Below are 19,886 nucleotides of genomic sequence, written 5' to 3'. Positions count from 1 at the left end.
GATCCGAAGCGGAAAGGGGAGAACGATTCCATGGCATGCCGTGTCCTTTTGATTGCCTCAACGCCGTCTCCGGACGCCGTGGTCGCCGCCGCGGCAAGAATTTGCTACAGCGACGCCTCCGCCGCCGACCTTCTCGAGGCCGAGTCGCCTGAAAAAAGCGGGAAGCTGCTTCACCACCTCTGGAAAAGCGGCCACTATTCCCCCTTTGAACACGCATCCTTCACCTTTGCCATGGACGGACTCAGCAGGGTGGCATCCCACCAGCTCGTGCGGCACAGGATAGCGTCCTTCAGCCAGCAGAGCCAGAGATACGTGGAGATGGGCGACCCCGATGTCATTCTTCCTCCTTCCGTAGCATCGAACCCGGACTTTTCTGAACGGTTCCGGACAATGGCGGAGGAGGCTCACCGCTTCTACGCCGAGATGGTGGAGGCAGGCATTCCCAGAGAGGACGCCCGTTTCATTCTCCCCCACGGATGGAGCACCCGGCTCGTCATGACCATGAACGCCAGGGAGCTTCATCATTTCTTCACGCTCCGGCTGTGCCGGCGGGCCCAGTGGGAAATCCGGGACCTGGCAAGGAAAATGCTCCGGCTGGTCAGGCGGGCAGCCCCCCTTCTTTTCGAGAAGGCGGGGCCGTCGTGTGTCATTTTCGGCGAATGCAGGGAGATGAATCCCTGCGGGAAACCGTACGCTTCCCTTGAGGCGCTTTTAGACGAGGAAAATTACTGAGGTGAAAATGAAAAGACTGCTTGCATTTCTGTTGCTGCTGCTTGCTGAAGGGGCCGAGGACAGAAGGATGCCCGTAGGCGGACAGGCCGTGATCGAAGGGGTTCTGATGAAGGGCCCCGCACGATGGGGGCTCTCCGTGAGGAAGCCCGACGGCATGATCGAGAGTGAAAGCTGGAACAACCGTTCCTGGACGTCCTCCATGCCGTGGAAGCTGCCTGTCATCCGCGGGGTGGTCACCATGGTCGAGATGATGACCGTGGGCTTCAGGGCACTGGACAAATCGGCCCAGATCGCCGTCGGCGAGGAGGAGAAGATCACGGCGAAAGAAATGTTCATCACCGTCGCCGTGGCCATATTTGCCGTTGTGGGGCTCTTCATCGCGCTTCCCCTGTGGCTTTCCGACGTGGCGGTAAAGGCATGGGGACTCACTTCCATGGGCAAAAACGTGCTCGAAGGCTGCCTCCGGGGCGTGGTGTTCATCGCCTATGTCGCCGGTATCGGCCTGTGGAGCGAAATACGGCAGGTGTTCCGTTACCACGGCGCCGAACATAAAACAATCAATGCCTACGAATCAGGAGCGGTGATGACGCCGGAAAACATCCGGGGCTTTTCCAGGATTCACCCGAGATGCGGAACGTCCTTCCTTCTCATTGTCGTTGCGGTGAGTATCGTGGTGTTCTCCCTCGCCGGATCCGGTTCCATCCTCTGGCGCATCGGAAGCAGGATCGTCCTGCTGCCTCTGGTTATGGGCATTTCCTACGAGATCATCAAGGGAGCGTCCTGTGCCGGACCGGCAGGCAGGATTCTCATGGCTCCCGCCATGTCGTTTCAATATCTCACCACCAGGGAGCCTGACGAACGGCAGATCGAGGTGGCCCTCACGTCCCTCGAGACCGCCCTTGGAAAAAAACTGAACATGCCTGCGGAGGAGTCTGAATGAACTACCTGGGGAAACTCGAGGCTCTTGAAAAGGATTTTGAGACCATCGAAGCGAAAATGGCCGATCCCGCAACCCACGGGAACCTGAAGGAACTGCAGGCTCTTGCCAGAAGGCACTCCCAGCTCGAACCCGTGGTGGCCAAATACCGTGAATACAGGAAGACAGCCGGGGACATCGAGGAGGCAAAAAGCCTCGTGTACGGTACCGATCCCGACATGGCCGAGCTTGCGAGGGACGAACTTTCGGAGAAGGAGCCCCTTCTCGGCAAGCTGGAACAGGAGATAAAGATCCTCCTCCTGCCGAAGGACCCCAACGATGAGAAAAGCGTCATCATGGAGATCCGGGGAGGTGCGGGAGGAGAGGAAGCCGCTCTTTTCGCGGCGGACCTTTTCCGTATGTATACCCGCTTCGCGGAGCGGGAGGGCTGGAAGACCGAAGTTCTCGATTACAACGAGACAGGAATCGGCGGCTACAAGGAAATCATTTTCCGGATCGACGGAAACGGTGTCTACAGCAAGCTCAAGTTCGACAGCGGAGTTCACAGGGTCCAGCGGGTTCCTGCCACGGAAGCGGGAGGCCGGGTTCACACATCCACCGCCACTGTGGCCGTCCTTCCCGAGGCCGAGGACGTGGACGTGGAGATCAACACGGAAGACCTGAAGATCGACACCTACCGGTCCAGCGGTGCCGGCGGCCAGTACGTGAACATGACAGACTCCGCAGTGCGGATAACCCACATTCCCACGGGAATAGTGGTTACCTGCCAGGACGAGCGGTCCCAGCTCAAGAACAGGGTCAAGGCCATGGCCTACCTCAGGGCCAAGCTCTATGACGCCGAGCTCCGGAAGCAGAACGAGGAACTTGCATCCGAGCGCCGGGGCCAGATCGGCACCGGAGACCGTTCCGAACGGATACGGACCTACAATTTTTCCCAGAACAGAATTACCGACCACAGGGTCGGGGTGACCCTCTACAAGCTCGACCAGTATCTCGACGGCGATATCTACGATCTCATCGAGGCCATGATCGTGGCGGACCAGACTGAAAGGCTGCATTCCATCGAGGCGGGCTGATGAACCTGTCCGAGGCACGGAGGCGTGCCGCCGAAAGACTGCGCGCCTCCGGCACCGAATATCCCGAGAGGGAGGCGGAGTTCCTTCTCGCCGAAGCAGCCCGGATTGACCGTTCCTTCCTTGCAGCCCATCCTTTCCTCCCGCTGGAAGACTCCGCCGCCCGAAGGCTTTGGGAAATGACGGAGCGCCGATTCGGAGGGGAGCCTCTGCAGTACATCCTCGGATCCTGGGAATTTTACGGCCGTTCTCTCGATGTTGCCCCGGGAGTCCTCATTCCCCGCCCGGACACCGAAATTCTTGTAGAACACGCTCTTACGTTCCTCCCTTCATCAGGGCGGTTTCTTGACTGGGGTACGGGCTCGGGGTGCATCATCTTGGCACTTCTCTCGGAACGTTCCGACCTTACTGCCGTGGCCGTTGACGCCAATGCCCTGGCCGTGAGCCTCACCTGGAGAAACCTGAAACTTCATGGCCTTCTTTCCCGATGCTTCCTCTGGCATTCCAGGACCCCGCAGGACATCCCGGCCGGGGACGGAGAGTTCGACCTGGTGGTCAGCAATCCACCCTACATTCCATTCCCACTGATTTCCGGCCTCCCGAGGGAGGTCAGGAAAGAACCCCTCTCCGCCCTTGACGGGGGAGAGGACGGCCTTCTGTGGTACCGGGCGCTTTTCGGATGGGCACCGGCAAAGCTCCGGAAGGGGGGGAGGCTGCTCTTCGAGATAGGGGATGGTGAACAGGGAGAGCTACTGGTGCAAATTGCGCCATCAAGCATGGAATTTGAGGGAATATTCCATGATCTGTCCCGGAAGCCTCGCGCGGCCTCGTGGCTTCGTGTATAATTTCGATGGTAACTATCGTTTTTCATCTGGAGGGGTGGATTTCTAATGGAAAAAAGGGAGCTTGTCATCATCGGCGCAGGGCCCGCCGGGCTTTCGGCGGCGATTTACGGCAGAAGAGCCGGTCTTGATGTGCTGCTTCTTGAAAAGGGTGTTCCCGGCGGACAGATCAACATCACCGAGGAGATTGAAAACTGGCCGGGCGTCGAGCATGCCACCGGCCCCGAGCTTGCCGCCATGTTCCGGAGCCATGCGGAAAAGTTCAAGACAGAATTCCGCGATGTCGACGTATCCGCCGTGGAAGTCCGCGACGGAACGAAAGTCGTCCTGACAAATAAAGGGGAGATCGAGGCCGAAGCCGTCATAATCGCGACGGGGGCCTATTTCCGCCGTCTCGGATGCGAAGGGGAAGCCGAGCATATAGGGCAGGGCGTGAGCTACTGTGCAGTATGCGACGGGGCCTTTTTCGAGGACGAGGAGATTGCCGTCGTGGGCGGCGGCAATACCGCCGTGGAGGAAGGCGAATATCTCACCACCTTTGCGTCGAAAGTGTACATCATCCACCGGAGGGACGAGTTCCGGGCCGACCGCGCCGCCGTTGAACGGGCTCTCTCCAACCCGAAGATCGTTCCGGTCTGGAATACTGTGGTGGAAAAGATCGAAGGGGACGGCATGGTGGAGAACCTGGTTCTGAAGAACATCAAGACCGGTGAGGTGTCAAATCTTCCTGTCGCCGGCGTCTTCATGTTCGTGGGCCAGTCCCCCCACGACGAACCGGTCAGGGGACTCGTCGAGGCTGCCAAAGGCGGCTGGATCAAGACCAACGACGAAATGGAAACTTCCGTGGAAGGCATTTTCGCCGCCGGAGACGTCCGTGACAAGGGGCTCCGCCAGGTGGTCACCGCGGCGTCCGACGGAGCGATTGCCGCCATGAGCGCTTCCGCCTACATTAACGAGCAGGTCCACCTCAGGTCCGTTCTTCTCGACCCGGAGCATGTGACGGCCCTTTTCTACTCCAGCATCGACAGGGAGCAGGTGAAGCTCTCCGACGAGGTGGAAGCCATGGCCAGGGACGCCGGGAAAAAGGTCGCCCTCGTGGACGGCTACAAGAACGCCCGCATGGTGGAGAAGCTCGGCCTTCCCTCCCTCCCCGCCATGGTGGAGCTGGCATCCGGAAAAACGGTAAAGATGGCGCCCGTTGCCGACGCCTCGGCCGCCGGGACATTCCTGAAGTAGGTCAAACATCCCGCGGGGCGTTTCGGGTCCGATCCGGAAACGCCCCGTGCCCGGGGAGGAGCAGGTCATGATACTGACGGTCACCCTCAATCCTGCAGTGGACGAAGAGTACGTGGTTCCCGAATTCCGCCCCGGAGGCTGGATACGGGCCACGAAAAGCAGCCGGTCCCCCGGCGGCAAGGGCATCAATGTTTCCACCCTCCTGGCCCAGTTCGGCTATTCCTCCACGGCAATGGGATTCCTTGCGGGCTTCAACGGAGAGTATATCCGCCATGCCCTCCGGGCGTTCCGCATCACCACGAATTTCGTTCATATTCCCGGTGAGACAAGGACCAACGTGTATATTATCGACGATACGGGCCATGTGGAAACCGGCATTTCCGAGGCCGGTCCCGCCGTCAGCCCCGAGGCCATGGACCGCCTGCGAAAGGTCTACAGGCGGATTCTCCAGCGGACTCGGATGGTCATCCTTGGCGGATCACTGCCTCCGGGCGCTCCCGGGGAGATCTTCGCCGAACTTGTGCATCTCGCCAGGGAGAAGGGGATACCCACCGTGGTGGATGCCGCGGGGCCTCCTCTCATGGCGGCTCTCGAGGCCGGCCCCACCGTGGTGAAGGTTGACCACCGCTTCATGTCGAAGGTCATGGGGAGGTCTCTCACTTCCCTGGACAACCTCATCGACGTGGTCTCGGGCTTTCACGAGAGAGGGGTGGAGTGGGCCGTCGTATCCTACAGGACTTACGGCAACGTTTTTTTCTCCCCCGACGGCATCTACCTTGCCCTGGCGGACAGGAAAAGCGTCCGGTCCATCTTTTCAGCCAGCGATGCTCTTCTCGCGGGACTGGTGGTTGCGAGGGAGGAAGGGATGTCAACGGAGGATACGATCCGTTTCGCCATGGCCTCGGCATGGGAGTGTGCCGCCCACGTTGGAAAGGGCATACAGAACAGAAAAGCAGTGGAGGAGTATATCCCCCTCGTGGAACTGGAACACCTCTCCTGAAGCCTCTTTTCAGCAGGCATGGGTAATGTTTTCGCCTGCTTCGGCCGAAACAGAGGGAGAGGAAGGAGGAATTTTTTATGGACTCCAGGAATGCCCAGAACGCCCAGGCGGTATATCTTGCCACAAGGGTCAATACCGCTTCGAAGGAACAGCTTCTTCTTATAACGTACGAGATAGGAATAAAGGCCTGCAGGACCGCCGAAACAGCCCTTGCCTCCGGAGGTGCGGAGGAGGCGAACAGAAACATTCAGAAAGCCCAGGACGTCCTCCGGGAGCTTATGGTCACCCTGAACGTGGAGGCCGGGGGTGAGGTGGCGGAAGGGCTGATGAAGCTGTATGACTTCATGTACCTTCTCCTCGTCGAGGCCAATGTCCACAAGGAGCCCGGGAAGGTTTCCGTTGTCCGGGGTATGCTCGAGGAGCTCAAGGGAACATGGGAGGAAGCCATCATAAAGCTTGCGGCCGAGCAGCAGGAACATCCGCTTCCGGGCGCCCTGTCGGGCGGTGTTTCCAAGGAACGGCAGGCAGTGCCTGCGGGGGGCCTGAACATTGCTGGATGATTTTCGGGAGAACCTGTCAAGCCTGGCATCCACGGAACTTGCCCTGTACAACGAACTCGCCCTCCTCGTTCAGAAAGAGGGCGAGTGTGTCAGGTCTGGGGATCTTGACTGTCTTCTTTCCATTCTCGTTGAAAAACAGGACGTAATATCCCGGCAGGAGCTGGTGCAGGAGGGATGGAACACCATCTGCACCGGTCTCGGGCTTTCGGAGGGCAGGGACGGCCCTGTATTCTGGGAAAAAGTCGCCTCCCTCCTCGGCCCCGACGGGACGGACGACCTGAAGGCCTCCCTTGCGGTCATCCGGGATGTGGCGGGCAGTGTGCTCGAAGAGGAGCAGGAAGTACAGACCCTTCTCGAGGAGCACGTGGCAGACCTGAGAAAGGAAATGCTCAGGCTGAACCGGGGAAAGAAGGCCGTTCACGGCTACTATAAGTCCGGAGGGTCGTTCTAGAGGCTTTGCCATGAAATTTCGAAGGAGAATAACAGGTGTTCTGCTTTTATTCGCTCTCTTTCTGATCCCACTTCCCCTATGGGCTTTATCAGACGACATGAAGAAGGAAATCGCCCTCGGCGAGAAAGTCGCCGCCGACGTGGAGAAACAGTGGGAAAGGGTCGCCGACCCCGCCCTGAGCGCACGGCTTTCCATGCTTCTCGGGCGCTTTCTTCCCCACCTTTCGCGACCTCTTCCCTACGAAGTCAGGATCGTCAGGGAAAAGATGGTGAACGCCTTCAGTCTTCCCGGGGGTATTGTCTACTTCACCACCGGCATGCTGGACTTCCTCCGCACCGATGCCGAGGTGGCCGCCATTCTTGCCCACGAGCTCGTCCACGCCGACAGGCGCCATGTCATGATCCAGACGGCACGGGCTTCGAAGATCAACCTCGCGGCACTCGTCCTCATGATCGCCTCCCAGGGAAGCGCAGGCCCCATGATTCTTACCAACCTCGCCCAGATAGCGGTGACAAATTCCTACAGCAAGGACCTCGAGCGGGAGGCCGACAAGGAAGGATTCCGCATTCTCGTGGAGGCGGGATTTCCCCCTGCGGCGATGGTAACATCTCTCGAGGCCATGATCTACGACCAGCTGAAGCGCCCCTACGTGGATCCCGGCGTCTTCATGACTCATCCCGAGCTTCCCGAACGGGTAGCCTATATTCTTCAGACAGCCAGGGAAACGAATATTCCCATCCGGAGAAAAAAAGCCCTGAACCTTCTCCGTCCCTCGGTGGAATCCAGAGAGGGAAAAACGGTACTGCTTCTCGACGGCGAACCTGTCTGGTCTCTTCCTGAAAGCACTGAAAACCGCGGCATCGCCGTCGAGGCTGCGGAGAAAATTGACGGCCTGCTCCAGATGGAAACAGCCCCCTACGAAATTCAGGTCATTACCTTCGATGGAAAGAACGCCCTCCGGGTCGGTCCGTCCATCGTTGCCCGGGAACCGCTGCCCGGGGGCGCCGAATCACTCGAATCGTTCCGGGAGTCCCTGGTGAGATCTCTCGGTGAGGCCCGCAACAAACACCCCGGCGCGAAATATCTCCGCTGATTTTGATGTAGAATAGCATGGGTCTTTATAGCCGCCCGGTGTTTTTTTCCGGTCGGCAATGTTTCTGCTTCGGCGGTGCCCGCATGATTTTTCCTGACAGAGGAGGACGTCCCATGACGATATCGCTCTACAGACGGTACAGGCCCCGGACCTTCGACGAGGTTGCCGGGCAGGACATGGCCGTGGACGTCCTGAAAAAGGCGCTCCAGAGAAACCAGGTGGGGCACGCCTATCTCTTTTCCGGTCCCAGGGGGTGCGGAAAGACATCCCTGGCCAGGCTCCTCGCCAAGGCCCTGAACTGTGAAAACCTGAAGGACGGATATGAGCCCTGCGGCGAGTGCGGGAGCTGTACCTCCATTACGGCGGGAGAAAGTCTCGACGTGGTGGAGATCGACGGCGCATCGAACAACGGCGTGGAGGAAATCCGGGAGCTGAAAAGCCACGTCTCTCTTTCCCCCTTTTCCTCAAAGTGGAAGGTCTACATTATCGACGAAGTCCACATGCTCTCGATTTCCGCCTTCAATGCCCTGCTCAAAACCCTGGAGGAGCCCCCTTCCTTCGTGGCCTTCATCCTGGCCACCACGGAACCTTCGAAAGTCCCGGTGACCATCCGTTCCCGGTGCCAGCACATTCCCTTCCGGAGAATCACCCCCCGGGATATTCGGGCCCGGCTCGTGGATGTTGCAGAAAGGGAAAACGTCCCCTGGGAAGAGGATGCCGTCCGGGAGATTGCACGCCAGGCCGACGGAGCGCTCAGGGATGCCCTCTCCATGATGGAGCAGGCCCTGTCCCTCGGCGGCGGGGAGCTTTCCGCAGTGGCGGTGGACAGGCTCCTCGGGGGGGGCACCATGTCCGACCTTGAACGATGGGTCGCGTCGGCGGGGGAAGACTCGGTGCAGCCCTTTCTCCTTCTGGAAGAGATGTTCCTCAGGGGAGCCTCTCCCCAGCGCGTCGTGGAGGGGCTCTTCCTTCTGTTCCGCAACCTGTGGGTCTTCCGGAAATGGGGAAAGGATGTCCTTGCCTCCCTGGCCCTTTCGGCCGGAGAAACCTCCTTCCTGAAGGAAGAAAGTCCGAAGTGGACCACGGACGAACTTTCCGGCATGATGCTCTTCTGCTCCAGACTCATACCCCAGGTCAGGGCAGGCCTCCGGTCCGACGTTCTCTCCGGCCTTCTCGCCGCAAGGATTCTTGAATCCAGGCGAACTCCCCAGGCGGAAAGAACGGCCCCTCCCCGGGACGGCGGGGATGCCTCCCCCGGGGGCAAGGAGCCGCTGAAACAGCCTGTCCCGACACCTTCGGCACCGGCCGGAAGTCCTTCCCCGGGCTCCGCTCCGTCCGAACGGTTTCGCAGAAAGGACCCGGAGCCCCCTGCGGAAAAGGAGAACACTTCCTCAGGTGCGGCGTCCCGGACCCATGAACCGGTTCCCCTGCTTCCGGAGAACTGGCCGGGGTTCGAGAAAGTGCTCTTCGGCAGGGATCTGCTGTTGTATTCCGCCCTGGCCGGGACATCCGTTTCCCTTGAAGACCGTGCCATTTCCGTCATTTTCCCCGGGGATTCGTCCTATTGCTTCGAGGTGCTCTCCATAGAGCGCAACGCCTACTCCCTCGCTTCGAGGGCCGCGGAGTATTTCGGAGAGGATGTTTCCGTGGTTCTCAAGCTGGGCGACCGCCTGAAAAAATGTGCGGGAGGAGGAAACGGCGACGGTGCAGATGCCGAATGGCAGAACCCCGGCCCGACAATCCCCCTCTTTCGAGTCCCCCGGGACGAAGACGAAGCTCCCCGGGACGGAAAAGGAAAAACGCCCGCGACTCCGCCTGCCGTCAGCCCCCTTCCTTCCGTTCCCGCTGGGGGCGAACCGGAGGATACGGAAATACCCTTCGAGGGACTGGTGAATGAAGTCCTGAAATGGGGAGGCGGAGAAATTGTCCTCGTAAGGAGAGAGGACAGGGAAGGTGACATTCCTGAAGAAATCGTTCCGCCGGCAGAGTGATCCTTCCACGAGGCACCGAATGTTCCCTGCATTCTTACCGATGATTCCACAAGGAGCGTCAACAATGGCCCGACAATTTGTTCATCTTCACGTCCATACTGAATACAGCCTTCTCGACGGCGCCATACGGTGCGACCGGCTCGCCGCCAGGGCCGTGGAGTACGGCATGCCCGCAGTCGCCATGACCGATCACGGGGCCATGTACGGCGCCGTGGAATTTTACGACAAATGCCTTACCGCAGGCATCAAGCCCATCATCGGCTGCGAAGTCTACGTGGATCCCGAGGGGCACACCACCAGGGACAAGAGAAACAGGAACCATCACCTCATCCTCCTTGCGGAGAACGACGAGGGATACCACAACCTGGTCAAGCTCACCTCCATCGCCAACACCGACGGCTTCTACGGAAAACCGAGGATAGACCATTCCCTCCTCGCCAGATACAAATCGGGCCTTATTGCCTCCTCCGCCTGCCTTGCAGGCGAGATCCCCGCCCTCATTCTCGAGGGCAGGGAGAAGGAAGCCCTCGACCGGGCGGTGCTGTACCGGGACATCATGGGGAAGGAAAATTTCTTTCTGGAGATCATGTACAACGCAATTCCCGAACAGGCCGTCGTGAACAGGGCCATCGTCCGCATGGCCAGGGAGCACGGTTTTCCCCTCATAGCCACCAACGATGCCCACTATCTCTCGAAGGATGACTACGACTGGCATGAAATCCTTCTCTGCGTCCAGACGAAGAGCAGTCTCGAGGATGAGAACCGGATGTCCTTCTCGAGCAATGATTTCTACTTCCGCTCTCCGGAGGAAATGGATATGCTCTTCGGAGCGGAGCTGCCCGACGCGCTGGATAACACCGTGGCCATCGCCGAGCGGTGCAATGTCCGTCTTCCCCTCGGGGAGAGGGATTACAAGCTTCCGAACCTCCGGCTTCCCGAAGGGGAGACCCTGGAGAGCAACCTGGAAAAGGAGGCCCGGCAGGGCCTTGCTGAGCGCATGGAAGGCCAGGTCCCGGAAGAGTACGCCAGGCGGCTCGAGTACGAGCTTGGTGTCATCAACTCCATGGGCTTCGCCGGTTATTTCCTTATCGTGGCCGGCATCATTGGCGCCGCGAAGAAGCGGGGAATTCCCGTCGGACCGGGCCGAGGTTCAGCGGCGGGATCCCTCGTGGCGTGGAGCCTTAAGATCACCGAACTGGACCCCATACGTTACAACCTTCTCTTCGAACGTTTCCTGAACCCCGAGCGGATCAGCATGCCTGATATCGACACCGACGTATCGGACAAGGGGCGGGATGAACTGCTCCACTACATCTCGGAACACTACGGCCACGACAGGGTTTCCCAGATCGTCACCTTTGGCCGGATGAAAAGCAGGGCCGCAGTGACGGACGTGGGAAGAGTCCTGGGAATGGCGGTACGGGACGTGAACGCCATTACACGGCTCATTCCGCCCATGGGGGTCCATTCCATCGGCGAGGCCGTGGAACAGGTTCCCGAGCTTGCCGATTTGAAAAAAAACAACCCCATGGTTGCCAGGGTCCTCGATATCGCCTCCAACATCGAGGGTCTCGCCAGGCACTGCTCCCAGCACGCCGCCGGTGTGGTCATCACTCCCATGCCGGTGACGGACCTCGTTCCTGTGAGGAAGATCGGCGACGGGCAGATCGTTACCCAGTACCCCATGGAGCCCATTGAAAAACTGGGGCTTGTCAAGATGGACTTTCTCGGCCTCAGGACTCTTTCAGTAATCGAGGAGGCCCTGCAGAACATTTCGCTCAGCGGGAAGCCCGTTCCGGATATGGAGCACATCCCCCTGGATGATCAGGCCTCCTACGAAATGCTCCAGAAGGCGGACACTCTCGGTGTATTCCAGCTTGAATCGTCGGGAATGCGGCAGCTTCTCAAGAAGCTCCGGGTGGACTGCTTCGAGGATCTCATCGCCGTCCTCGCCATGTACCGTCCGGGCCCCCTCGGCAGCGGCATGGTGGACCAGTACATCCAGTGCAAGCACGGGAGGGCGAGGGTGGAGTATCTTCATCCCCTCCTTGAAGACGTTTTGAAGGAAACCTACGGAGTGGTGCTCTACCAGGAGCAGGTCATGCAGTGTGCCGCCATCCTGGCGGGCTACTCCCTGGGAGAGGCCGACCTCCTCAGGCGGGCCATGGGCAAAAAAAAGGCCGACGTGATGGAGCAGCAGAGGGTCAAGTTCGTCGAGGGTGCGAAAGAGCGGGGCATCGACGGGAAAACGGCGGAGAACATCTTCAACATCATCCAGGAGTTCGCCGGGTACGGCTTCAACAAGTCCCACAGCGCCGCCTACGCCCTGATTACCTACCAGACGGCGTGGCTGAAGGCCAACTACAGGCCGGAATTCATGGCGGCCTATCTGTCGAGCCAGATAGGGTCCAAGAAAGAGGACCTTGCGGCCTATGTCCGGGAAGTAAGGAACTCAGGAATAAAGGTGCTTCCTCCCGACGTGAACACCTCCATGGCCAGTTTCACCGCGGTAGGCGACGTGATCCGCTTCGGTCTCGGCGCTGTCTCCAAGTCGGGCCATACGGCGGTGGAGGCCATTCTCGCCGCGCGGAACGAGGGCGGCCCCTTCGCGTCACTCTGGGATTTTCTCTGCAGGGTGGACCTCCGGGTGGTGAACAAGTCGGTGGTGGAAAACCTGATACGGGCGGGTGCCTTCGACAGCCTTAACGATAACCGCAGACAGCTCCTGGAGGGATTGCCGGATCTTGTCTCGGCGGCCTCGAAGAAATGCGCCGACGGAAACCAGTGCTCTCTCTTCGAACTGATGCCCGAAGAGACTGACGAAGGAGGCCCGGACCTGCCCGAGGTTGAGGATTTTTCCCTCCACGAGCGGCTGGAGCTGGAGAAAGAGGCCACGGGGCTTTACATTTCCGGGCACCCCTTCGAGCAGCACGAGGCGAAGGTCCGTGCCTTCAGCAACTGTGCCATTTCCGACCTGAAGAAGTGGAAAGGAAAAAAGAATCCACCCCTCGTTGGAGGGATGGTTCTTTCCGTCAGGGAACGAACGACGAAAAACGGGGATCCCATGGGGATAATCGAAATAGAGGACGGAGAATCCCGGGTGGAAGCGGTCTGTTTTCCCAAGACATGGGCTTCCCTCCGGGGAAAAATTTCCGCCGGGCAGGTGTGCTTCGTCTCGGGATTTCCGGAAGAACGGGGCGAAACAAGCGTCATTGCCAGGTCGGTATTCCCGGTGGAAGAGGCCGGCGAGCGGGGGAGTCCTCCCTACGTCCGGGTGTCGGTCTTCGAGGATTCGCTGAAGAGCGTTTCCGTGAAGGATCTTTTCCGGGCCCTCAAGACGTACCCGGGAAAATCCCCGGTGCTCTTTGAGATCCGAAATGACGCTTATTCAGTGACCATGCTTCTCCAGGATGTACGGGTCGATCCGGGGGCTCCCATAGCCGCGGCCGTCGAGGAGGTCCTTCCGGGAGAAATGTTCCAGATAGGGTAGAATCGTACCTGGGGTCGGAAGACCGCTCCGTCGGAAGCATAGGGAGAGAAGGGGGTTTAGGGAATTGACCAAAGTGAAAATTGTCTGCACTATCGGCCCCGCCTGTTCGAAGTTTGAAACCCTTGTGAGCATGGCGAAGGCAGGAATGAACGTGGCCCGGTTCAATTTCAGCCACGGGGCCTACGAGGGCCATCTCGAGATGCTGAACCTCGTTCGGGCGGTGGAACGGGATCTGAAAATGCCCATCGCGTGCCTCCTCGACACCAAGGGTCCGGAAATCCGGACGGGGAAGGTGGAGGGGGGAACGGTGAGCCTCGAGCAGGGCAGTACCCTGACCCTGACCACCAGGCCGCTCCTTGGAAACGCTTCCATGGTAACGGTGCACTATGAAGCCCTGCCGGGGGAAGTGGTGCCTGGGCAGGAAATTTTCATCGACGACGGAACCCTTCATCTGAAGGTAGAGGAAATTTCAGGCACGGACGTGGTCTGCAGGGTCATCGTGGGAGGCCTCCTGGGGGACACGAAAGGCATCAACATCCCCGGGGCGGAAATTTCCCTCCCGGCCCTCTCCGAAAAAGACGTGGAGGATATCCGCTGGGGCCTTGAACAGCAGATGGAGTACATCGCAGTATCCTTCGTGAAAAACAGGCGGGATATCATGGAAGTCCGCAGGATCATGGAGGAGTTCGGCGGTTCCATGAAGGTTATCGCCAAGATCGAAACCCGCCAGGCCGTGCTGAACATCGACGAGATAACCGACGTGGTGGACGGCGTGATGATCGCCCGGGGAGACCTCGGCGTAGAGATTCCCACCGAGGAAGTTCCCCTCCAGCAGAAGCGCATCATTGACATCTGCCGGGTGAAGGGAAAGGCCGTCATTGTCGCCACCCAGATGCTGGACTCCATGATCCGCAATCCCCGCCCAACCAGGGCCGAGGCAAGCGACGTGGCGAATGCCGTTCTTGACGGTGCGGATGCCGTCATGCTTTCCGGCGAGACGGCAAAGGGGGCCTATCCTCTCCGGTCGGTGGAGACCATGAAGCGCATAGTGGCCAGGGCGGAAAGCGAGATCGAGCTCTGGGAGCGGCCGCTGCACAGCGTCTCAAAAACCATGGGCGTTCCTGACGCTGTGAGCAGCGCGTCCGTCCAGGTGGCCCGCCAGATGAAGGCCGCCGCCATCATCTCCATGACCCAGAGCGGCAGCACCGCCCAGATGGTGAGCAAGCACAGGCCTCCGTGCCCCATCCTCGGGGCGACCCCCTCCGTCAGGACGTGGCGTGAGCTTGCTCTTTACTGGGGTGTCATTCCTCTCATGAAAGAGGAGATGACCGACCAGAATACTGCAGTGGACTCGGCCATCGCCTCCTGCATCAGCGCGGGACTTATCAGGGAGGGCGACCTCGTGGTGGTTACCGCAGGGGTTCCCCTTGGGGCGGCGGGCACCACGAACATGCTCCAGGTCCACATAGCGGGAAGGATTCTCCTCAAGGGCCTTTCCCTCCTGAAGCACGAGGCCAGGGGGGCGGTGTGCATCGCCCGGAGCGCCGCCGAGGCCAATGAAAAAATGACGAAAGGAGCCGTTCTCGTTGTCGGGGCCACAGACAGGGAGTATGTTCCCGCCATGAAGCTGGCCTCTGCCATTGTGGCGGAGGAGGGGGGACTCACGTCCCACGCCGCCATCGTTTCCCTGGAGCTCGGCATACCCTGCGTGGTGAATGCGGAAAAGGCCCTTTCGCTTCTCTCTGACGACATGATCGTTACCGTGGACGGGTACCGGGGAATGATATACCACGGCCGGGTGAAGCTGACCGTATGAAAGGCTCCTGGAACGACGCCCGGGAATGGAAAGACCGCATCACCGTGGTTTTCTCACCTCCCGCGGATCCCCCGTGGGAAAACGTGGTCACTGACGCCCCCGGAAAGAGCGCCGTACTCGTTCCTTTTTTTGCCGGCCCGGGGGGGCCTGAGCTTCTCTTTCTCCGGCGCTCGGCCAAGCTGCGGCACCATGCGGGAGAAATCTGCTTCCCGGGGGGCATGAGGGAGCAGGGAGATTTCGGCCCCGTCTCCACGGCTCTCAGGGAGACGGCGGAAGAAACGGGCATTCAGCCGGATTGCGTGGAAACCCTCGGTATCCTGGCCCCCGAATACGCCGTTGTTTCCGGTGTGGCAGTGCTTCCCGTGGTGGGCATGGTCACCCGGTTCAAACCGGAGGATCTCGACCTCTCCTCAGGAGAGACCGAGGGCGCCTGCTTCGCAGGCGTAGACCTCTTTCCGGACGTCCCCGTGACGAAGACCGTTGAAGTCCGGGGAACACTGCATGAATACCCGGAATACCGCCTCGAAAACGGCTGGATTATCTGGGGCGTTACCGCCCGGATACTCCGCCGCGTTCTCGAGAGTCTGAAAGGCGGGATATGCTGATGGCCCTCATTGGAGCCCATGTTTCCATCGCCGGGGGACTGGAGCAGGCTTTTGCCAGGGGAGAGGAGCTTTCCTGCGAGGTCATGCAGATTTTTACAAAGAACCAGCTCCAATGGAGGAGCGGTCCCGTCTCCCAGGGGAGGGCAGAACGCTTCCTCCGGGCTTGGAGCGGAAGCTCCATCAGGGACGTGGTGGTCCACGCATCCTATCTCATCAATCTCGCTGCCACCGACGCTACGGGCGAGAAAAGCGCTGCGGCTCTCGAGGACGAGATAGAGCGGTGCGACATCCTCGGCATCGAGGACCTGGTGCTCCATCCAGGGTCTTCCAGGGGCAACCCGGCGGAGGACTCCCTCGACCTTGTGGCCAGGCGGCTGGGAACGGCGCTCGCAAGGACATCCCACAAGAGGGTGAACATCCTGCTCGAAACCATGTCGGGCCAGGGAAACCACCTCGGAGCTGATTTCCGGGACTTCCGCCGCATATTCGAGGCGCTTGACTGGGATCCCAGGCTTGGGATGTGTCTCGACACCTGCCACATGTTCGCCGCAGGCCACGATTTCAGAACCGAGCCCGCCTACCGCCGTCTGATCGGGCAGATCGATTCGGCGGTGGGAGTGGAGAGAGTCCGCTGCTGGCATTTCAACGACAGCTCCCACCCCCTTGGCAGAAGGCTTGACCGCCATGCTCACATCGGCGAGGGCGAACTGGGGTATACCCCGTTTTCCCTGATTCTCGGGGACCCCTTGTGGGAGCATGTTCCCTGTATTCTGGAAACCCCCCAGACCGGCGCCGGTTACGGGGGGGACATCGCCCTTCTTCGAAAACTGAGAGGAGGATAACATGAGCGAACTCTGGCCCCGTCTCATCGTAAACGCGAAGACGATAGAAGAAAACGCCCGCAGGGTTGTGCAGAAATGCGCCGCGGCGGGAATATCCGTCTCTGGAGTCACCAAGGGAATGTGCGCCCACGAGGACATCGTCCGGGCCATGGTGGCGGGCGGATGTTCCGAGCTCGCCGACAGCCGGGTGGGCAACCTGGCAACCCTGAAGGCCCTGAACACCGGTCTGCCCCTTCTTCTTCTCCGCATCCCCATGCTCAGCGAACTGCACCTTGTTGTTTCCCGGGCTGACTGTTCCCTTGTCAGCACTGCCGAAACGGTGGTCGGGCTGGAAAAAGCCTGTGCCGCTTCGGGGCTGAGCCACGAAGTGATCGTCATGGTGGACCTCGGCGATCTCCGGGAAGGCGTGTGGATGGACGATACGGGCAGAATCGCCGAAATCCTTAAGTGTTCCCCGAGGGTCCGCTGCAGGGGTGTGGGCGTCAATTTCGGATGCTACGGAGGCACCCTCCCGACAGGGGAGAAGCTCCTGCAGCTGATACGCATCGGAAAGGAACTGGAGCGGGAGGTCGGATACCCCCTTTCCGTCTTCTCCGGAGGGTCCACTTCCTCTCTCCTGCTCCTGGAGCGGGGAGAGATTCCTCCGGGCATAAACAGCCTGAGGATCGGCGAGGGTATCCTTCTCGGCGAGGATGTTACGTCTATGAGGTCCATTCCCTGGCTCCTCCGGAGGACCATGTGGCTTGAGGCGGAACTGGTGGAGGTGCGAAAGAAGCCGTCGGTTCCCGTGGGCCCCGTAGGGGCCGATGCCTTCGGAGGCCGGCCGGTTTTCGAGGACAGGGGAACCCGCATGAGGGCCATTGCCGCCGTGGGAAGGCAGGACGTCCGGATCGAAGGGCTTGTGCCGGAGCTTGAGGGAGTTATTATTCTCGGCGCGTCCAGCGATCACCTGATCCTGGACGTGGAGGATGCCGCTGTGCCTCTCGCCCAGGGAGACAAGCTGAAGTTTTTTCCGGATTACGGCGCCATGCTGGCCCTGGCGACTTCCCCCTATGTTCCTTTCGAAGTGGTATAGTATAGTACGGAATGGTTCCATATTATAGCCCGGAGAGAACCCATGCTTGATTTTTTCCGGTGGCAGGACGCCATCGATATAATAGTCATTTCCATAATCGTCCACAGGCTGCTCCTGCTGATCGTCGGCACGAGGGCGATGCAGCTCGTCAAAGGGCTTCTCATCATGGGGGCCCTCGCTGCCGCTGCCCGGATATTCGACCTCCGGACCCTCTCGTGGTTTCTTGGAAAGGTCCTTGGTGTGCTGGTCATTGCCATTCCAATCGTTTTTCAGCCCGAGCTGCGGAAAATGCTCGAGGAGCTGGGAAGGGGCGGAAGTCTCTGGCAGAGGAAGAAAACAGGAAAGAAGGCCGAACTCCTGAGCCACGAGGTCGCCCGGGCCATCAGCTATCTCAAGGGGCAGAAAATCGGCGCCCTCATCGTTCTTGAACGAAACACCGGCCTGAAGGATTTCTGGAGAACGGCTATCAAGCTGAACGCCGATATCACCCAGGAACTCCTTATCTCCATATTTTGGGAGGGAAACCCCCTCCACGACGGAGCCGTCATCATTGACAGGGACAATATCGTCGCCGCGAGCTGCTACCTTCCCCTCACCGAGAATTCCGACCTTTCGAGGTGGATCGGCACCCGTCACAGGGCAGCTCTTGGTGTCACCGAGGTATCCGATGCCATCGCCCTTGTGGTTTCCGAAGAGAGAGGGGAAGTCTCCCTGGCGATCAACGGCCACCTTTCCAAAAACCTCAAGGAAGCCCAGGTGCAGAAGCTGCTGCTCCATTACTTCGGCGGTGAAGACGAGGAGAACAAGTCCCTTCTCGACAGGCTGCAGGAAGACATCCGGACTCTCTGGTCCTGATTTCCCTTTTTTCTCTGAGGAGGCGCCGGCACACTATGGCTGAAACACCGAAAACCGATGATATAATATCCTCTCCCATGTTCCTTCGGGTAATGGCCGTGGTCATTGCCTTCGCTTTCTGGTTTTACGCTTCCGGAAGCAGAACCACGGAAACGACGAGAAGCATGTCCGTCCCTCTCGAATACCTCAACGTTCCTCCCCAGACGACCCTGAAGGGGCCTGTGAAAGAGGTGGAGGTAGTCCTTTCCGGTGCCCCGGCAGTCCTGTCCTCCCTTTCGCCCGATGCGGTGGTCTGCGAAGTGGACGCCAGGGGGCTCGGTGTGGGAAAATACAGGCTGGCAGTGAGGGCCATTGCCCCCAAGGACGTAAAACTGGTGGACGTGGTCCCGACACATGTCGATATCGAGCTTCTCCGGTACATCGACAGGCTCATCCCTGTGGAAGTGACCGTGGATAAAGGGCTGCCCCCCGGGCTGTATCTTGACATGGTGGAAATCGTTCCCAGGGACATAAGCGTGAAAGGAAGCGAGAAGGATCTCGCGAAGATAGGATCTGCCCGTATCGCTCCCACTCTTGAGGATCTCAAGGCGGGAGGAGAGCTTTCCCTGCCCGTGGAAATAGTCAAGTCCGAAGAATTCGAGGAGGAAGTATCCTTTGAGCCGAAGCGGGTGAAATTCAGTGCCGTTCTCGCGGAAGGAGTGCCGAAGAAGAACGTTCCGGTGAATGCCCGGATCATAGGCAAGCCGGTGGACGATTTCCGTCTCAAGGCGGTTGTGGTGGAACCGGCGGTGGTCACCGTGGAAGGTCCCCTTGCGAAGCTTGACTCGGTGACGAAGATCGATACAGAAACCATCGACATCACCGACATCGCGAAAGAGCAGAACATGGTCATTCCTCTCAGGGAGCCGGAAGATACGCTTGTGAAGATCGTCGGGGCTTCGTCTGTGAGGGTAAATGTCCTTCTGACGCCTTTCACCGTGACGCGCCTTCTCTCCCGGGTGGCAGTGGAAGTGGAGGGAAAGAGCGTCTACCCCAAGTGGAAGGTGGAGCCTCCGTCGGTGAACATCACCGTGGAAGGAGTTCCCTCGGAAGTCAATTCCCTGGATGAAAAAGAACTCCTCATCCAGCCCTTTGTCAACGTGACCAACGTGGTTTCCCGGCGCCTGACAGTCCCCGTACAGGTTCGGAACAGGACTGAAGGGAAGCTGAAGGTGGTCAGGGTTGAACCCTCGAATATTACAGTCATTGCAGACGTACAGTGATTATTTCTAACCGCTGGGATGGTGAG

Annotated in this window: 17 protein-coding genes; all 17 read left to right on the top strand. The window is 59.5% G+C overall.

What is annotated here, in order from left to right:
* Positions 1–30 precede the first annotated feature (30 nt).
* Complete coding sequence (thyX, locus tag C8D99_RS08995) at positions 31–732, top strand: FAD-dependent thymidylate synthase (protein ID WP_133957803.1); 702 nt, start codon at positions 31–33, stop codon at positions 730–732.
* A 7-nt stretch (positions 733–739) separates the two neighbouring features.
* Positions 740–1,672, top strand: a complete 933-nt coding sequence (locus tag C8D99_RS08990; protein WP_133957820.1) for a DUF1385 domain-containing protein — start codon at positions 740–742, stop codon at positions 1,670–1,672.
* Positions 1,669–2,745: a peptide chain release factor 1 gene (prfA, locus tag C8D99_RS08985; protein ID WP_133957802.1), complete on the top strand. Its 1,077-nt coding sequence runs from the start codon at positions 1,669–1,671 to the stop codon at positions 2,743–2,745. Before C8D99_RS08990 ends, prfA begins: the two co-directional genes overlap by 4 nt.
* Positions 2,745–3,587: a peptide chain release factor N(5)-glutamine methyltransferase gene (prmC, locus tag C8D99_RS08980; RefSeq protein WP_133957801.1), complete on the top strand. Its 843-nt coding sequence runs from the start codon at positions 2,745–2,747 to the stop codon at positions 3,585–3,587. Before prfA ends, prmC begins: the two co-directional genes overlap by 1 nt.
* Positions 3,588–3,632: 45 nt before the next feature.
* Positions 3,633–4,820, top strand: a complete 1,188-nt coding sequence (trxB, locus tag C8D99_RS08975) for a thioredoxin-disulfide reductase (RefSeq protein WP_133957800.1) — start codon at positions 3,633–3,635, stop codon at positions 4,818–4,820.
* 67 nt (positions 4,821–4,887) lie between these two features.
* The gene (locus C8D99_RS08970; RefSeq protein WP_133957799.1) at positions 4,888–5,820 is read left to right on the top strand and encodes a 1-phosphofructokinase family hexose kinase; all 933 of its coding nucleotides are present in this window, start codon (positions 4,888–4,890) and stop codon (positions 5,818–5,820) included.
* Between the two features lie 77 nt (positions 5,821–5,897).
* On the top strand, positions 5,898–6,380 hold the full coding sequence (gene fliS, locus C8D99_RS08965; protein WP_133957798.1) for a flagellar export chaperone FliS: 483 nt from the start codon (positions 5,898–5,900) through the stop codon (positions 6,378–6,380).
* The gene (locus tag C8D99_RS08960; RefSeq protein WP_133957797.1) at positions 6,370–6,831 is read left to right on the top strand and encodes a hypothetical protein; all 462 of its coding nucleotides are present in this window, start codon (positions 6,370–6,372) and stop codon (positions 6,829–6,831) included. The genes fliS and C8D99_RS08960 overlap by 11 nt, the downstream gene beginning before the upstream one ends.
* Before the next feature lie 97 nt (positions 6,832–6,928).
* Positions 6,929–7,924, top strand: a complete 996-nt coding sequence (locus C8D99_RS08955; protein WP_166670099.1) for a M48 family metalloprotease — start codon at positions 6,929–6,931, stop codon at positions 7,922–7,924.
* A 113-nt stretch (positions 7,925–8,037) separates the two neighbouring features.
* Positions 8,038–9,915: a DNA polymerase III subunit gamma/tau gene (dnaX, locus tag C8D99_RS08950; RefSeq protein WP_166670098.1), complete on the top strand. Its 1,878-nt coding sequence runs from the start codon at positions 8,038–8,040 to the stop codon at positions 9,913–9,915.
* 64 nt (positions 9,916–9,979) lie between these two features.
* Positions 9,980–13,405, top strand: coding sequence for a DNA polymerase III subunit alpha (gene dnaE / locus C8D99_RS08945; RefSeq protein ID WP_133957794.1), 3,426 nt, complete (start codon positions 9,980–9,982; stop codon positions 13,403–13,405).
* A 64-nt stretch (positions 13,406–13,469) separates the two neighbouring features.
* A complete protein-coding gene (gene pyk / locus C8D99_RS08940; RefSeq protein WP_133957793.1) occupies positions 13,470–15,221 on the top strand; it encodes a pyruvate kinase in 1,752 nt (583 codons plus the stop codon).
* Positions 15,218–15,826 carry an NUDIX hydrolase gene (locus C8D99_RS08935; RefSeq protein WP_133957792.1) on the top strand — a complete coding sequence of 203 codons (609 nt, stop codon included), beginning with the start codon at positions 15,218–15,220 and terminating at the stop codon, positions 15,824–15,826. Before pyk ends, C8D99_RS08935 begins: the two co-directional genes overlap by 4 nt.
* Positions 15,826–16,668, top strand: coding sequence for a deoxyribonuclease IV (locus C8D99_RS08930; RefSeq protein WP_133957791.1), 843 nt, complete (start codon positions 15,826–15,828; stop codon positions 16,666–16,668). The genes C8D99_RS08935 and C8D99_RS08930 overlap by 1 nt, the downstream gene beginning before the upstream one ends.
* A gap of 1 nt (position 16,669) precedes the next feature.
* Entirely contained in the window at positions 16,670–17,743 is a 1,074-nt protein-coding gene (locus C8D99_RS08925; RefSeq protein WP_133957790.1) for an alanine/ornithine racemase family PLP-dependent enzyme, read from the top strand.
* 42 nt (positions 17,744–17,785) lie between these two features.
* Positions 17,786–18,598, top strand: coding sequence for a diadenylate cyclase CdaA (gene cdaA, locus C8D99_RS08920; protein WP_133957789.1), 813 nt, complete (start codon positions 17,786–17,788; stop codon positions 18,596–18,598).
* 77 nt (positions 18,599–18,675) lie between these two features.
* A complete protein-coding gene (locus tag C8D99_RS08915) occupies positions 18,676–19,860 on the top strand; it encodes a CdaR family protein (RefSeq protein WP_208321139.1) in 1,185 nt (394 codons plus the stop codon).
* The last annotated feature ends 26 nt before the right edge of the window (positions 19,861–19,886 follow it).

The organism is Aminivibrio pyruvatiphilus (assembly GCF_004366815.1).
Classification (GTDB): Bacteria; Synergistota; Synergistia; order Synergistales; family Aminobacteriaceae; genus Aminivibrio; species Aminivibrio pyruvatiphilus.
Note: the sequence above shows the minus strand (reverse complement) of the source record. Positions and strands in the feature narration are given on the sequence as shown.

Coding starts and splice junctions, on each gene's coding strand:
- thyX (WP_133957803.1), top strand. CDS start 31: ATGGCATGCCGTGTCCTTTTGATTGCCTCAACGCCGTCTCCGGACGCC.
- C8D99_RS08990 (WP_133957820.1), top strand. CDS start 740: ATGAAAAGACTGCTTGCATTTCTGTTGCTGCTGCTTGCTGAAGGGGCC.
- prfA (WP_133957802.1), top strand. CDS start 1,669: ATGAACTACCTGGGGAAACTCGAGGCTCTTGAAAAGGATTTTGAGACC.
- prmC (WP_133957801.1), top strand. CDS start 2,745: ATGAACCTGTCCGAGGCACGGAGGCGTGCCGCCGAAAGACTGCGCGCC.
- trxB (WP_133957800.1), top strand. CDS start 3,633: ATGGAAAAAAGGGAGCTTGTCATCATCGGCGCAGGGCCCGCCGGGCTT.
- C8D99_RS08970 (WP_133957799.1), top strand. CDS start 4,888: ATGATACTGACGGTCACCCTCAATCCTGCAGTGGACGAAGAGTACGTG.
- fliS (WP_133957798.1), top strand. CDS start 5,898: ATGGACTCCAGGAATGCCCAGAACGCCCAGGCGGTATATCTTGCCACA.
- C8D99_RS08955 (WP_166670099.1), top strand. CDS start 6,929: ATGAAGAAGGAAATCGCCCTCGGCGAGAAAGTCGCCGCCGACGTGGAG.
- dnaX (WP_166670098.1), top strand. CDS start 8,038: ATGACGATATCGCTCTACAGACGGTACAGGCCCCGGACCTTCGACGAG.
- dnaE (WP_133957794.1), top strand. CDS start 9,980: ATGGCCCGACAATTTGTTCATCTTCACGTCCATACTGAATACAGCCTT.
- C8D99_RS08935 (WP_133957792.1), top strand. CDS start 15,218: ATGAAAGGCTCCTGGAACGACGCCCGGGAATGGAAAGACCGCATCACC.
- C8D99_RS08930 (WP_133957791.1), top strand. CDS start 15,826: ATGGCCCTCATTGGAGCCCATGTTTCCATCGCCGGGGGACTGGAGCAG.
- C8D99_RS08925 (WP_133957790.1), top strand. CDS start 16,670: ATGAGCGAACTCTGGCCCCGTCTCATCGTAAACGCGAAGACGATAGAA.
- cdaA (WP_133957789.1), top strand. CDS start 17,786: ATGCTTGATTTTTTCCGGTGGCAGGACGCCATCGATATAATAGTCATT.
- C8D99_RS08915 (WP_208321139.1), top strand. CDS start 18,676: ATGTTCCTTCGGGTAATGGCCGTGGTCATTGCCTTCGCTTTCTGGTTT.